Raw genomic sequence first — 14,773 nt, forward strand, 5'->3', positions numbered from 1 at the left:
ATTATGAGCCCTCCCAATTCTCTATTTCATTTCTTATCTTGCTGATCATTCGGTTTGTCGCCTCTTCGCCTGCCGATATCATTTCTTCAATATTGGCAAACGAGCTTGAGCTGTATGTTTCAAGGGAAGGGCGAATCATGATATCTGCGGCAATTGTTTGATGCCGCACTAATTCATTTTGCAGTATATCCATACTTTGCATAATCACATCAAAAATATGCACTGCTGTCTCAGTTTTTCGAACCCTGGAAACATCCGAAGCGATGATAATATCAGCTCCCATGTCTTTCACAACAGAAACCGGAATTCGATCGACGACCGCGCCGTCTACAAGAAGGCGTCCGTCCAGCCGCTGCGGAATAAAGATACCCGGGATGCTGATGCTGGCCCTCACTGCATCTGACACTGATCCTTTTCGGAACACAATCTTTTCTCCCGTCTGTAGATCACACGCAACAATGCCCAGCGGGATTTGGAGCTCTTCAATCGGTTTTCCGAATGTATAAGCATGCACAAGCTGTCTGACGCGGTCACCTTTTAAAAAACCGAGCTTCGGCACCGTATAATCAGCATAAAGCCTTCGTTTAAAGGCTTTGGCTACTTTTTTCATCGTTGCCACGTCATGTCCGGCGGCATAAAAACTGCCCACCAAAGCGCCCATGCTGCTTCCTGCAATCATATCCACTTCAATTTGGTGCTTATGTAAACTGGAAAGCACACCGAGATGAGCAAGCCCTCTGGCCCCTCCCGATCCTAACGCTAACCCGATTTTAGGTTTGGCCAAAGCGTTAACCTCCTGCCTGAATTCCCTGTATACCGAATTCTATGGTCTAAACTGAACCCCTATGCTCGTATATTAGTACAAAGAATCAAGAGGACAGGTACTGCTTGGCCGTTTTACATCATACATTATTTTATCATGATATACATGTCATTGGGCATTTTTAGCATCGGGGAGGTAAGAATGAACTTGTCGAAGATTAATACACTTTTGATTGCCTCGTTTTTTCTTTTTTTAACAGCGACTGTCATCTCACATCCACAGGCTTCATTCGAAGCCTCTAAAACCGGGCTGTCTATGTGGTGGGAGGTTGTGTTTCCGTCATTGCTGCCATTTTTCATTCTGTCCGAACTCTTAATCGGCTTTGGCATTGTGCGGTTTGTCGGTGTTTTGCTCGAGCCTTTTATGCGGCCGATCTTTCGCGTGCCGGGTGTCGGCGGCTTCGTTCTTGCTATGGGAATGGCATCAGGAAACCCAGCGGGAGCAAAACTCACTGCCCGTCTGCGGCAGGAAAATCAGATTTCAAGAGTAGAAGCAGAACGGCTCGCGTCGTTTACCAATTCTTCAAACCCACTCTTTATTTTCGGCGCTGTTGCCGTCGGTTTCTTTCAAAACGCGTCACTAGGCATTTTATTAGCTTCTGCACACTATTTGGGGAATCTGGCTGTCGGTTTAACAATGCGTTCCTATGGCCGCAAGGAAGAGCAGCATCTCAGAAGAAAGAAAACGATACCTTTCCCTTCAGTCAAAGATGCTTTACACGCTCTTCATACCGCCAGACTTGCAGAAAAACGGCCCTTGGGTAAAATTTTAGGCGACGCCGTGACGTCTTCTGTTCAAACGCTTCTTATGGTAGGCGGCTTTATTATTTTATTTTCTGTCTTCAATCGGCTGTTGTCAGTGGTCCAGCTGACTGATGTTTTGTCTGTTTTCACAAAAGGAGCACTAACTTTGTTTCAGCTTCCGACTCAATTGGACATTCCGCTTTTATCAGGGATGTTTGAAATTACATTAGGCAGCAAGCTTGTCAGCGAGACAGATGTTTCTCTTCTGCAAAAAGCCATTATCGTCAGCTTTATTCTCGGGTTTAGCGGCTTTTCCGTACAAGCTCAGGTGGCAGGTATTTTATCGGAAACCGACATTAGATTTAAACCATTCTTTATCGCACGTTTGCTGCAGGGCGTTTATGCCGCTGTCTTCGTCATGCTTTTATGGAAACCTCTTTACACGGCATGGCATGATCCGTATCAGTATGTATTTAAATCTCTTAACAGCAGTGAACTGCCAACTGCCTTCATAAACGGCTGGAATCTGCTTGTGCAGATCGGACCTGCTGTCACACTATGCGCGCTGTTTACGTACATTATCATTTTTTCTTACAGACTGACAAACGGAACAAAAAAAGGATGAGTCAAAACCCTCATCCTTGTCTGAATTTTTGCTGAAGCGCCAGCTCTACTTCCGGCGGTACAAACTCTGATACCGAGCCGTTGTATCTCGCCACTTCTTTTACGATGCTTGAACTTAGAAACGAATATTGATTGTTTGTCATCATAAAAAATGTCTCAATAGATTCATCAAGCACACGGTTTACTGATGTCCCCTGCATCTCGTATTCAAAATCAGATACAGCTCTCAAGCCTCTTAAAATGGCTTTCGCATTTTTTCTTTTTGCATAATCAATTAACAGGCCTTGCGATGTTTCAACTGTTATGTTCGGAATGTCTTTTGTCACTTCTCTCAGAAGCTCACACCGTTCTTCCACACTGAACAAAGGCTTTTTTGAAGAATTATTCAGCACACATACATACACTTGTTCAAAAATATGCGCCCCGCGCTTGATGATGTCCAGATGCCCGTAGGTCACCGGATCAAAACTGCCGGGACAGACAGCTATACTCGCCACCTCACTACCCCCTCTTTTTATAAATCGCCACACCTGTTAACCCATAGGTTTCTTTTCTTGTCATCACAAGATCTCCTACGGTTTCGGGAAGCTCGACCTCTCTGTCATGCTCAGCGACGATAAAGCCGTCTTCTTCCAGCATTTGATATTCGTCAATCAAAGTTAAAAGTGCTTTCAGCTTTTGTTCCTTATACGGCGGATCGAGAAAAATTCCGCGAAAGCCGGTTTCTCTTTTAGCAGCAGCGTGCAAAGCACGTTCCGCATCATTGCGGTATACCTGTGCATGTTTTGTAAGCTCCAGCGTTTTCAAATTAGATTTTACCGTTTGAATCGCTTTAAAATCACGGTCAACGAATATACAATGCTCAAACCCGCGTGAAAGCGCTTCGATTCCAAGACCTCCGCTCCCTGCGAATAAGTCAAGTCCCCTGCCCCCGTCAAAATAAGGGCCGATCATATTGAAAATGGATTCCTTCACTTTGTCGGTTGTCGGTCTTGTTGATGTTCCGGGTACAGCCTTTAGTGAACGGCCTTTTTTTGATCCAGAAATTACTCTCATGTTCCACACCACTTTTTCTAAAAGCTATTTTGTTTCTTTATTCGGCCGGACGCCGCTATGTACATAGAAAAAAATCAATCCTATCTTAACATAAAGCATTCTTCCAAACAATGAACGCTAATCTTGATAAACAGGTGTATAGGCAGCAAGATCCTTGACCATACTATAAGCAACAGCATCTAGAGGATGTTGTTGCCAACCGCGGAGAAGACTTACGTTTCCCCATAAGTTCTTCCTCCGGTTTCTCCTCTCCCTTTGCCTTCTCCTTAACATATTAAGGAATAGAAGGACCCCGCAGATGCCTGCGGGGATTTTTTTATAGCTATATGCCGATTTTATAATCGTATTCTTTTGCCTTATCAAGCTTTGACTCGAATTCCAATTTTAAAAACGGTTTATAAGAAGGCTCCACTTTTTTCACAAATGAGTAAGACGCAATCTTGTCCATTGTTTTTTCAATTTGGTCCATATCACAGTACAGTACGACATATTTTAATCGTTTTGATACATAGTGCACATTCCCGAACTTCCTCAGCATTTTGCTCTGCTTTAGGGAGTGCAGATACACAACCATGCCCTGGCGCCTATTCTCCAATACAATCACCTGCCTGTTTTCTCTTATATGTAAAAGACGAGACGGCCAGTCTCGTCAGGACACTTTACATCCGCAGCTTCCACCTGAACCGCAGCCGCCTCCGCATGAAGACAAACCGTCAAAATAAGGGTTCCCAGTCGGAACTTTCACATGCTCCGAAACAGCTGTCCCAATCTCAACGCTGACCTCATCAAGAATAGACTGGAGCTCATTTTCAGCTCTCTTGAAGTCAGCCACCTTATCGTTCAGGTCCAGCTCACGTTTGATCTCCCTCATTTTCCGGGATATTTCTCTATAGTCAGGATGATATTTGCCAAAACGCTGTACATCCTCATACTGCTCTTTTATTTTGATAAAAGAACGAATAATCCGACCTGCCTCTTCATCTTCCTGGAGACGCTTGTAACAATTGCGGTAGTTCTCAGCCGTCTCCGACTGCAGAATCATCTCGGCAAGCTGCTGAGCTTCACTTTGAAGCCGCACGGATTCCATCGTCGCATACATAACATGCACCTCCAGTTGTTAGTTTACCATGAAACCAGCCAATTGGAAAATGCTTAACCGCAGCCGTATACAAAACCTTATGTCCGCATGAAAAAAGACCCTTTTTCGGGGCCTTTTAATCTTTTGTCCGCATCGCTTGAAACATTTGCATCATCATTTGCGCCATTTGAATCCCGTTCGTAAACTGATTCACCCGATGCGGAATGGTTTTTTCATAAAAATTCATCATTTCAAGCTGAAAGGAGGACAGATCATCCGGTTTTCTTGAAAGCCTGCGGTACCATATCGGCTGTTCTCTGATGAATCGTTTCCGTTCTTCGTTTGCTAAAATATATTCCTGAACCTCTTTGCGCATATGAGCTCCCCTTTTTTAATCCTTTCGAAAAGAAAAAGGATGCTGTCCAGAGCCTGGCTGAGAATGCTTCTGTCCGCTTCCGGAAAATGTATTAAGAAGGCTTTGCAACGATGAGATCGACTGGCTCATTTTATTGATTTGTTCGTTCATTTGATTGACATCCATCTTTTTCACCGCTGTCACCATTTTCGAGACAAAATCATTTTTTTGCGGTGTTTCAGGCACAGCTTCAGAAGCTTCTTCCGGTTCCCGATAAGGATCCCAAATCGGGTCGCTCTCCCCGAAGAGGACCCAATTTTCATATACGTCCTGCCAGCTTCTTTGTTCTTTGCGCACTTCTTTTATCAGCTTGGGATGCTTCTTGACGAATTGTTTAAAGTCATTGATTGAATGATTGGCATGTTGATTCGCCACAATCCTCACCCCCTCCGAAAATCGTTACCTACTACAATGTATCGTTTTGTCGGGCATTGTGTTCGCCTATATTCATTCCCAAATGAATTTTTAGCGATAGCCCTATACACTGGTGAAAAAGCCTGATTGAAGGGATGGGAAACGGCCTTATCTGTAAGCTATCAGCACATTCATTCAGACCAGCTTGTATGGAAATAGAAAAAGCCGGGAACCATTCGTCCGCGGCTTTCATTACCATCGCTTAATAAAATTTTGGGTGTAATATTTCCGGTCTACTCCGACACCAAGATGCGTATAATCTGAATTCAGAAGCGCTTTTCGATGGCCTTCGCTATTCAGCCAGCCTTCTACAGCAGCCGGACCGTCCACATAATTGTATGCGATATTTTCTCCAGCTTGCTGAAAGTCAACATGCCCTTCTTCTAAGCGGTCTTTCAGCGAGCCGTATTTTTTAGAGACATGGGAGAAATAATTATTTTCCTTCATATCCTCACTATGTCCAAATGCCACTTCCGCCGTTGGCTGATCCCACTCAAGCTTCGCAAGTCCATGTTTAACGCGTATGACATTCGTCAAATCAAGGATTTGCTTTTCGCTCGTTGTTTGGATCTTTTTCCATTTCTCATCTGAAACGGCTTTCGGTTTAATTAATTCCCCGCGGTACACTACCTCATAAGGTCTTTGCTTTACAAAGGTTTGCGCATCAAACGCCCTGATGCTGGATAGCTTCCCCTCAAATTTGTCCATATACAGCTGGACATACATCTTTCCTACCTTTACAGTCGGTCTTGTATTGATATCTTCTTCAGAAAATTCAAACCGATAGGAATTTCCTTTATACTCTACATTCACAAATGGTGCCACCTGGGTGGTCTTGAATACTTCGCCAGTTGATTCTCCAATTTTGAAAGGCTTGGCGTTAATATCATTACCCGCAGCGAATAATGTGACCACTTTATTGTTTAATACCCCGATTTGGATATATTGATCCTTACCTTGATTGTATACCCACCAATCGTAATCATAAGCCGAAGGGTCAATACGTTCAGGTTCCCCAAGCTTTTTCGTTACTTCATCGGCGGGCTTGCCCATGAAGGACAATAACCCTGAAGTCGGCATATGTATTCGTTTGCCGCTTTGCGCTTCCTCATTCGACACCTGAGGCTCGCTGTCATTTGATTTCTTTTCAGGAACAGATCCATATTGAATAAACAGAACATAGGTTCCGCAGATAATCAAAAGGATAACCATTGCTCTCAATATATTTTTCAATCTATCACCCCCGTGGCGATTCACAATCTCTTGTTTACATCCCATTACAATACAGCCTATTTAACATGTCAAAGATTTATGTGTTAATGAAAAAAGCCTTCTTCTCTATTATCACCCTCGGAAATATCCGATAAGGCGCTGCCGGCACGTTCATTCGTTTGCTCAGATAAAGAAAGATCACCAAGCGTGACAATTCCAGTCAGTTTTTTATTTTTTGTAACTGGTATCCTTCTGAGCTGATGCGATGCCATCAAATGAAGAACCTCATCGACTGAAGCATCTTCCTCCACACTGACAGGTTTTTCGGTCATCGCGTCAGTGATTTTTTGCGAGTTCGGTTTTTTGATGGCGATTCCTCTTAATACGAGATCGCGGTCGGTTACGATGCCGACCAATGTTTCCCCGTCCTCATCAACTACCGGAATTGCTCCTACATTTGCGTCCTTCATCTTTACTGCAGCTTCATATACATTATCTAATACCGTGCAATATTGCAAGTCGGCTGTCATCAGATCTTTTATTTTTGTCATCCGTTTAACCTCCTTTAGTCTAGTGCTATTGTCGTCAAAATTTAATTTTTGCATACTTTCAAAAGAAGAAGATTCATTGAAAGTTTAACGCTTTCATACTATGATTGTCAGGAAAGGTAATTTTTATAAGGAGGGGTCAGTGTTGAAGTTTACTGAAAGCGGACTTGAAGGGGTTAAGGCTGAGCTCAGCTGGCTAGACGACTTAATGGAAAGCGAAGGTCTTATCAGAGCGGGTCAATGGGATTACGAGAGAGTCACCTATGACAAGAAGTTTTCGACGATTGAGGGTACGTTTTACCTGCGGATACAAGGTATTGCGGCAGAAGGCGATGTCGGAAGCGGGCGCGCCGTGATTCAATTAATGTCCCCTCTCCTAGGAAAGCATTACTACCCTCATGGAGTAGAATATGGAGAAACGGAAGAGTTTCCCGTACAGGTTGTGACAAAAAGCAAGGCACTGATTCAGGACATAGCCAACATGTTAAAAACAGTTCAAATGTAACGAAAAGGTACAGCATATTTCGCTGTACCTTTTATGATATCGTCTGCTGAATATACGGCGGCTCCTCCTGCCCGTCCTTTTCCCTTTCTTTCTTCACCCATTGGAAAAAAATAATGGCCAAAAAAGTACCGTACACAATTTCCTGAATGATTTTCATCATGACTGCTCCGAGCTGCTGATCCTCTAACAAAGGCAGTGTATTCAACATCTCTGGCCCTGTTAATGGGACCTGCCCCATCATATCCGCTGGCACACAAAGCCTCATTGCCTCAGCCCATAAAGCCGGATCTGTATAGGTGGCGTATAACGGTGCACCGCTGAACATGATCAAGGCGCAAGCAGGTGTGAGCAGCATACCGTCCGCCATAATATAACCCAGCTTCATCAAGCCGCTGAGCTGCCGTAGACGCTCAACCTTATGAACAAGCGGCCACCACATGAAGAACGAAAGCACAAAGATAAGCCAAGTGATTAATGTATGGTAAAACGGATCCGTTTTGACAGTATCAAATATAAGCGGTACATGATATAAAGAAAAAATGCCGTTAAACAAAAGCAAAGCAATTAAAGGCGTTGTAAAAAAGGAAAAAACCGGTTTGATTGAAGGCCTGAAAATGATTTTTTCCCAGAGCCATGCAGGAATTCCCGCGATTAACAGCGGCGGGACAACCAAATACAGGACGGCCATTTGCACCATATGTGCGCTGAACATAATATGTCCGAGCAGATCAACCGGGCTTCCCTCGGCTGCATATAAAAACAGCATCGCCGACAGAAAGCATACCATCTCTTTACCAGTTATTCGATTTGGCTTTGAAGACATTCGCCTGTAAAAATAGAGATAAAGCGCCGTAATGCCTAACAGGATACAAAAAAGATAAGGGCTCCACATCGCGCGAAACCCGAATATCTCCAACTGATTCATTTCTTCACCTCCGGCGGCTGTTTCAAATTACCACCATATAATTGTCACAAACGCAAGCACAGTGATAAACGCGACAAACACCCCTGAATACAAAAACAGTGCCGGCGCCTCATGCCCTTTCTGATTCATATGCATGAAATAATACAGCTGAAAAATGACTTGAATTGCAGCTAGCAAAATAATGAAAGGAATCGTAAACCAGCTGCCGACACCGTCCGTGGCCACAGTCAGAAATGCAACAATCGTAAGACCGATCATTAAACCAAAAGACAGGACTTGATATTTCATCTCCCGGGCATGCTTTTTTTTCTTAAATTCAAGGTCGCTATTGATATGCCCTCTGCTTTTTTTATCGACCATGTTTATCCCACCATCCCCATTAAATATACAACGGTAAAGATGAAGACCCACACGACATCAATAAAGTGCCAATAAAGGCTGGCAACGTAAAACTTAGGCGCCGTATACAGATTCAGCCCTCTCTTGGCATTGCGGATCATAAGCGTGCTGATCCACATAAGCCCAAATGCCACGTGGGCGCCGTGTGTACCGACAAGCGTGTAAAACGCAGAACCAAGGGCAGAGCTTGTGATGGTAAAGCCAAATTCATGGGTGTAATGCTTGAACTCATAGATTTCCAGTCCTAAAAAGCCTGCCCCCAATAAAATCGTAATTCCCAGCCAAAGCTGCATCTTGCCGAAGGAAAAGTTCTTCATGTGGTACATCGCGTACACACTCGTTAAACTGCTCGTTAATAGAAGCATTGTGGCAATGAATACAAGTGTCACATCGAACATTTCCGTCGTAGGCGGATCACCGGCATTTGAATTCCGAAGCGCAAGAAACGTGGCGAAGAGAGACGCAAACAGAACAGTCTCTCCGCCAAGAAAAAGCCAAAAGCCTAAAAATTTATTTTTCCCTTCCAGGGTTACTTTTTCAGGAGAAGCTGGAAAGGTTTCTGCGGTGAATTTTTCTTGAACTTGCATTATGCCTTCACCCCTTTATCATCGTTCGGCAGTTCCTCTTTATGAATATGATAGCCGTGATCATCAATTACTGAACGAAGCAGCATCGTAATAAATGTGATGCCGAGCCCGATAAAGATCACCGGCAGGCCCCAAGCGTAATCACTTCTGTACAGCAGCCCGAACGCTGCGACAAAAAGGCCGAAGGAAATGACGAGCGGCAGGATTGAGCCGTTTGGCATATGAATATCATCAACTGGTTCCGCCGGCGTCATTGATTTGTGCCCTGCCTGCTTCTCAATCCAAAGCGGATCAAGTCCTCTGACAAAAGGAAGCTGTTTAAAGTTATACTCCGGCGGCGGTGAAGAAACGGTCCATTCCAGCGTACGTCCGTCATGCCATGGATCAGCACCTACATATTCACCTTTTACCGATGTCCATATGACATTGACCAGCAGAAGAATAACAGCTGCCGCCATAAAAAACGCCCCGATTGTACTGATCAAGTTGCCGGTTTCCAGACCCTGTCCTGGCAAAAACGTATAAACCCGGCGCGGCATCCCCATTAAGCCGACAAAATGCTGAATGAAAAACGTGAGGTGAAAGCCGATAAAAAACAATACAAATGAAATTTTCCCCATCGTTTCATGCAGAATTTTACCGAACATTTTCGGCCACCAGAAATGAACACCGGCTAAAAGGCCGAATACAACGCCGCCAATAATGACGTAGTGGAAGTGCGCAACCACAAAATACGTATCATGGAACTGATAATCAGCAGCTGCTGCTGCCAGCATGACTCCCGTCACACCGCCGAGCACAAAGGATGGAATAAATGAGACAGCATACAGCATAGCGGTTGTATACTTCACATTTCCTCCCCAAATCGTCAACAGCCAGTTAAAAATCTTAATCCCGGTCGGAATCGCGATAGCCATTGTTGCAACCGCAAAAATCGCATTTGCAATCGGGCCGAGACCAGTCGTGAACATGTGATGCACCCAAACCATAAAGCCCAGAAAGCCAATGAGCACGATTGCAAAAACCATTGAAGAATAGCCAAACAAACGCTTTCTGGCGAACACAGGGATGACCTCAGAAAAAATACCGAATGCAGGCAAAATTAGGATATAAACCTCCGGGTGGCCGAAGATCCAAAATAAATGTTCCCAAATGACCGTATTTCCGCCAAGCTCCGGGTTAAAGAAATTGGTTCCGAACAGTCGATCCAGCATCATGAGAGCCAATCCAACCGTAAGCGGCGGAAACGCGAACAAAATCAATGCCGAGGCCACAAATGTCGTCCATGTAAACAAAGGCAGCCTCATATACGTCATGCCCGGAGCCCTCATGTTGATAATCGTGGCCAAAAAGTTAATCCCGGCTATCAGCGTCCCGAGCCCCGATATTTGGAGTCCGAGGACGAAAAAGTCTATGCCGTGCCCTTTAGAATGAAGCGAAAGTGAGGCATATGACGTCCAGCCCGCATCTGGCGCTCCGCCCAAAAACCAGCTTAGATTTAAGAAAATGCCCCCGAAAAAGAAGAGCCAAAAACCAAGCGCGTTTAAAAATGGAAACGAAACGTCCCGAGCCCCGATCTGCAAAGGCACAACCGCATTCATCAAGGCAAATAAGAGCGGCATCGCAGCCAGAAAGATCATCGTCGTTCCGTGCATAGTCATTACTTCATTGTATGCTTGAGCACTGAGAAACGCATTTTCCGGCTTTGCAAGCTGAATTCTGATAAACATCGCTTCAATTCCCCCGACAAGAAAGAAGAATCCCCCTGCCACTAAATATAGAATCGCGATTTTTTTATGGTCCACCGTCGTCAAATAATCCCAAAGCATAGATCCGCGCGTCCGCTTTTCTGTAAGCGCATTCAACATATGTGACCTCCCCCAATATCTCCCTTTCTTCCCTACTTGCTTTCCGCTTTTAAGCCTTTTAAGTATTCATAAAGCGCATCTGTTTCGCTGTCTGAGAGCTTTGGATATGTGCCTGTCATTTTGTTCCCCGGCTTTATGCTGTCAGGGTCCTTCAGCCAAGCCTTCACATTTTCTTTGTTGGCCTCTTTCACCCCTGCCACTTTTGTCCTTTCACCGAAGGTCGCCAAGTTGGGTGCCGTTCTAGCGGCTTCTGCACGCTTATCATTCGGCTCTACCGCATGGCAGCTCAGGCAGTTTTTCTCTTTAAACAGTTCTTCACCCTGCTTAGCCAAATCGCTCTCTGCTGTAGATTTATAGTTTTTCATTTCTTTTGTCCAGCCCTGAAATTCCTTTGCAGACATTGTCTTCACCTTAAAATCCATCAGCGCATGTGAAGGGCCGCAAAGCTCTGCACACTTCCCAAAAAACATATCTCCTGCCTCTTTGCTTCGTTTTGAATCAAATGTCAGGAAGAACTTATTTTCATTATCCGTATTCGTATCAAGTTTTCCTCCAACTGAAGGAATCCAGAAGGAATGTTTTACATCAGAGGCTTTTAAATTAAAATATACACGCTGATCTGTCGGTACAATCAGCTCCTGGCTTGTGATAATGCCGTAATCAGGGTACTCAAACTCCCACCAGTATAAATTTGCCCTAACATTGACTACAAGAGCATCCTCAGCTTTGCGGCCTTTTTTATCCATTGGTGATGTGTCCGCTAGCTCCAGCGTATATAATACAACAGGAATCACAAGAATAATGAGCAGCAAAATCGGGATCACGGTCCATGTGATTTCTAAAAATTTATTCCCCTCTACCTGTTTCGGTAACGTGTTCTCACCGACCCGTGATCTTCTGAATCTCACAATCACATAAAAGAAGATAACAGATACTACTGCAACAACAACCACCATAATCAATGTGCTGAGCACTGTCAGGTCATACTGTTTATCAGCCACCTCGCCAGCAGGCTTGAGCGTGGATAAAAAAGGTTTTCCACATCCGCTTAATAGAAGCGGCACTAAGGCTAATAATAAAATAAGACGCCAATGCTTTACCATTTCACCCAACCCCTTTTCTGGTCAATACAAAGGCGGAAAGCGGATCGAAATCTATCGCCATCCAACCTATCACCAATAAAGCACTTACATTTCCTCTTCTCTTAAATTATGAGTTTTTTTACTCAAAATGCCATCTATGTATAAAAGTAAAGCCGCCTGATTAAACAAGAGGTCAAGGCGGCATTTACTAGTTGTCATCGTTTATTTTGAAGCGATAAAACAAGCATCATATCTATTTTTTAGAAAAGCGTCAAGACAACCATGGCAACGAAATAGATTGTCATGTAGTTAAGCGAGTAAACGAACATCTGCGTTGCCCACTTCATGATATTCTTGGAGCGGAATCCCATTAAGCCAAGAATCAGCCAGCCGATATTTAACAGCAAGCCGAGAATGACAATCGGAAGACCCAGGCTACCAAGGAAAAACGGAAGCGGCATCAGGCACGCAACCCACACAATAATTTGTCTTTTTGTCACTTCAAATCCGTATACGACAGGAAGCATCGGAATATTTGCAGCTCTGTAATCCTCAGTTTTCTTAATAGCCAATGCTAAGAAGTGAGGAATCTGCCAAATAAATAAAATCATGAATAACACCCATGCTACGACACCGATATTCCCTTCCACTGCCGTCCATCCAATAAGCGGCGGCACTGCACCGGAAACGCTTCCTACTACTGTGTTAATCGTATAGCGGCGTTTCGTCCACATTGTGTACAATACAACATACGTAAAGACTCCGATAAAACCGATAACAGCAGCCATGACAGTTGTCATCAGCAGCATGATCAATCCTAAAGCAACCAGCAAAATTCCAGACCATAACGCCTGACTCGGCTGAATTTTACCCGTAACCGTCGGTCTTACTTTCGTACGCTCCATAAGATGGTCAATGTCCCGGTCATACCAGTTATTGATCGCGCAGGAGCCCGCAATAATCAGTGAAGACCCGATTAACGTAAGAAGAACGGTGTTTATATTGCCTAAAAAACTTAAACCGGAAATATGCAGTGCAAGCCACATTCCAGTGAAAGTCGTGATGAGGTTAGAATTGACGATCCCTATTTTAATAAGGGACAGAAAATCTTTCCATGCCGTTGTTTCTTCAATTTGTCCGTCTATAGCTGTATCATTTAAGATTCTGGAGTTAGCCATAACGTAAACCTCCCTTACAAACCTAACGCAGGAAAATAAAATAACCTGCAACTCTATCATACAAGATAACATCTTGTAAAAAAACATCCTATTAAATATTAAACGACAAACAGGAATTTATTTGTGAACTTTTTATGAATTTTACCAAAGATGAAGGCAATCTCCAAATCGGCATTGCGTTTACCTTATTTCTATCAGACCCGGCATGAATAATCAAGTGTACATTTTCCAGAAGCCGTCATTCTATTATATTTTTGTGAACAAAAGGCTCTGGGAATTGCCACAAAACACATATTCGCTTACACTTGGAACGTATATAAAATTGCAGCAGTATGTTGAGAAGGTGAATATTGTATGAATAAAGCATTAAAAGCTCTCGGTGTTCTGACGACATTTGTCATGCTAATTGTTTTAATCGGGGGTGCCCTCGTTACAAAAACAGGTTCCGGCCAAGGATGCGGCAGACAGTGGCCGCTGTGTCACGGCCGTTTTTTCCCTGAACTGAATCCGGCTTCAATTATTGAATGGAGCCACCGATTCGCAAGCGGAATCTCTATTATCCTTGTGCTAAGCCTTGCGTTTTGGTCATGGAGAAAAATCACGCCAATTTTCCGTGAAACAACGTTTCTCGCGATCATGTCAATTATCTTTTTATTTCTTCAGGCATTGCTTGGCGCATTGGCTGTCGTATTCGGTTCGAACGCGCTGATTATGGCGCTTCACTTCGGCATCTCATTAATTTCTTTTGCTTCAGTGCTTATTTTGACATTGCTCATATTTGAAGCTGATAAATCAGTCAGAACACTGGTTAAGCCGCTTCAAATCGGCAAAAAGATGCAATTTCACATGATAGGAATTTTGATATATTCCTATATCGTTGTGTATACAGGCGCATATGTAAGACACACTGAATCAAGTCTGGCATGTCCTGATGTGCCGCTGTGCAGCCCGCTGAACAATGGACTTCCGACCCAATTCCATGAATGGGTGCAAATGGGCCACAGAGCAGCAGCCTTACTGTTATTTGTATGGATTATTGTTGCCGCTGTTCATGCTATTACTTCCTATAAAGATCAAAAACAGATCTTTTGGGGATGGATCTCATGTCTTATTTTCATTACATTACAGGCACTGTCCGGTATTATGATCGTATACTCTGAACTGGCTCTGGGCTTTGCACTTGCCCACTCGTTCTTTATTGCCTGTCTGTTTGGCGTTCTATGCTACTTCTTATTATTGATTGCTCGTTTCCGTTATGAATCCAGGCAATCATAAGGACTCAAGACCAAAGCCTTAGGCGGCTTTGGTCTTTTTTC

At 43.9% G+C, this 14,773-nt stretch carries 18 protein-coding genes; 3 read left to right on the forward strand and 15 right to left on the reverse strand.

Annotated features, from left to right (window positions below; all coding sequences use genetic code 11):
• Position 1 precedes the first annotated feature (1 nt).
• Entirely contained in the window at positions 2–784 is a 783-nt protein-coding gene (locus ACQVGT_RS12640) for a patatin family protein (protein WP_015383589.1), read from the reverse strand.
• A 180-nt stretch (positions 785–964) separates the two neighbouring features.
• Here ACQVGT_RS12640 and spoVV point away from each other — a divergent pair, with 180 nt between their 5' ends.
• Entirely contained in the window at positions 965–2,191 is a 1,227-nt protein-coding gene (spoVV, locus tag ACQVGT_RS12645; protein ID WP_015383588.1) for a dipicolinic acid transporter SpoVV, read from the forward strand.
• Between the two features lie 10 nt (positions 2,192–2,201).
• Here the strand turns inward: spoVV and coaD are convergent, their stop codons facing one another.
• From coaD to ACQVGT_RS12685, 8 genes are all read right to left on the reverse strand, one after another.
• The gene (coaD, locus tag ACQVGT_RS12650; RefSeq protein ID WP_003245283.1) at positions 2,202–2,687 is read right to left on the reverse strand and encodes a pantetheine-phosphate adenylyltransferase; all 486 of its coding nucleotides are present in this window, start codon (positions 2,685–2,687) and stop codon (positions 2,202–2,204) included.
• 4 nt (positions 2,688–2,691) lie between these two features.
• Positions 2,692–3,246, reverse strand: coding sequence for a 16S rRNA (guanine(966)-N(2))-methyltransferase RsmD (rsmD, locus tag ACQVGT_RS12655; protein ID WP_015483196.1), 555 nt, complete (start codon positions 3,244–3,246; stop codon positions 2,692–2,694).
• Between the two features lie 322 nt (positions 3,247–3,568).
• The gene (locus tag ACQVGT_RS12660) at positions 3,569–3,841 is read right to left on the reverse strand and encodes a YlbG family protein (protein ID WP_009967171.1); all 273 of its coding nucleotides are present in this window, start codon (positions 3,839–3,841) and stop codon (positions 3,569–3,571) included.
• Positions 3,842–3,895: 54 nt separating this feature from the next.
• Positions 3,896–4,345: a regulatory iron-sulfur-containing complex subunit RicF gene (gene ricF, locus ACQVGT_RS12665; protein WP_003221370.1), complete on the reverse strand. Its 450-nt coding sequence runs from the start codon at positions 4,343–4,345 to the stop codon at positions 3,896–3,898.
• Positions 4,346–4,460: 115 nt separating this feature from the next.
• Positions 4,461–4,700, reverse strand: a complete 240-nt coding sequence (locus ACQVGT_RS12670; RefSeq protein WP_003232231.1) for a YlbE-like family protein — start codon at positions 4,698–4,700, stop codon at positions 4,461–4,463.
• 15 nt (positions 4,701–4,715) lie between these two features.
• Entirely contained in the window at positions 4,716–5,114 is a 399-nt protein-coding gene (locus tag ACQVGT_RS12675) for a YlbD family protein (protein ID WP_003232233.1), read from the reverse strand.
• Positions 5,115–5,345: 231 nt separating this feature from the next.
• Positions 5,346–6,386: a CAP domain-containing protein gene (locus ACQVGT_RS12680; protein ID WP_015483195.1), complete on the reverse strand. Its 1,041-nt coding sequence runs from the start codon at positions 6,384–6,386 to the stop codon at positions 5,346–5,348.
• An 83-nt stretch (positions 6,387–6,469) separates the two neighbouring features.
• On the reverse strand, positions 6,470–6,916 hold the full coding sequence (locus tag ACQVGT_RS12685) for a CBS domain-containing protein (RefSeq protein ID WP_003221362.1): 447 nt from the start codon (positions 6,914–6,916) through the stop codon (positions 6,470–6,472).
• Between the two features lie 139 nt (positions 6,917–7,055).
• Here ACQVGT_RS12685 and ACQVGT_RS12690 point away from each other — a divergent pair, with 139 nt between their 5' ends.
• The gene (locus ACQVGT_RS12690; protein ID WP_015383585.1) at positions 7,056–7,418 is read left to right on the forward strand and encodes a YugN family protein; all 363 of its coding nucleotides are present in this window, start codon (positions 7,056–7,058) and stop codon (positions 7,416–7,418) included.
• Between the two features lie 31 nt (positions 7,419–7,449).
• Here the strand turns inward: ACQVGT_RS12690 and ctaG are convergent, their stop codons facing one another.
• From ctaG to cyoE, 6 genes are all read right to left on the reverse strand, one after another.
• Complete coding sequence (ctaG, locus tag ACQVGT_RS12695) at positions 7,450–8,343, reverse strand: cytochrome c oxidase assembly factor CtaG (RefSeq protein WP_015483193.1); 894 nt, start codon at positions 8,341–8,343, stop codon at positions 7,450–7,452.
• A 27-nt stretch (positions 8,344–8,370) separates the two neighbouring features.
• Entirely contained in the window at positions 8,371–8,703 is a 333-nt protein-coding gene (ctaF, locus tag ACQVGT_RS12700; RefSeq protein ID WP_003232242.1) for a cytochrome c oxidase subunit IVB, read from the reverse strand.
• A 2-nt stretch (positions 8,704–8,705) separates the two neighbouring features.
• Positions 8,706–9,329, reverse strand: a complete 624-nt coding sequence (gene ctaE, locus ACQVGT_RS12705; protein WP_003232244.1) for a cytochrome c oxidase subunit III — start codon at positions 9,327–9,329, stop codon at positions 8,706–8,708.
• Complete coding sequence (gene ctaD, locus ACQVGT_RS12710; protein WP_015383583.1) at positions 9,329–11,197, reverse strand: cytochrome c oxidase subunit I; 1,869 nt, start codon at positions 11,195–11,197, stop codon at positions 9,329–9,331. Before ctaD ends, ctaE begins: the two co-directional genes overlap by 1 nt.
• Before the next feature lie 32 nt (positions 11,198–11,229).
• A complete protein-coding gene (gene coxB / locus ACQVGT_RS12715; protein WP_015483191.1) occupies positions 11,230–12,300 on the reverse strand; it encodes a cytochrome c oxidase subunit II in 1,071 nt (356 codons plus the stop codon).
• A gap of 239 nt (positions 12,301–12,539) precedes the next feature.
• Positions 12,540–13,457 carry a heme o synthase gene (cyoE, locus tag ACQVGT_RS12720; RefSeq protein WP_003232250.1) on the reverse strand — a complete coding sequence of 306 codons (918 nt, stop codon included), beginning with the start codon at positions 13,455–13,457 and terminating at the stop codon, positions 12,540–12,542.
• A 354-nt stretch (positions 13,458–13,811) separates the two neighbouring features.
• Between cyoE and ctaA the strand changes: the two genes are divergently transcribed.
• Positions 13,812–14,732: a heme A synthase CtaA gene (ctaA, locus tag ACQVGT_RS12725; RefSeq protein ID WP_015483190.1), complete on the forward strand. Its 921-nt coding sequence runs from the start codon at positions 13,812–13,814 to the stop codon at positions 14,730–14,732.
• Positions 14,733–14,773 lie beyond the last annotated feature (41 nt).

This window comes from Bacillus sp. SCT118 (genome assembly GCF_058566435.1).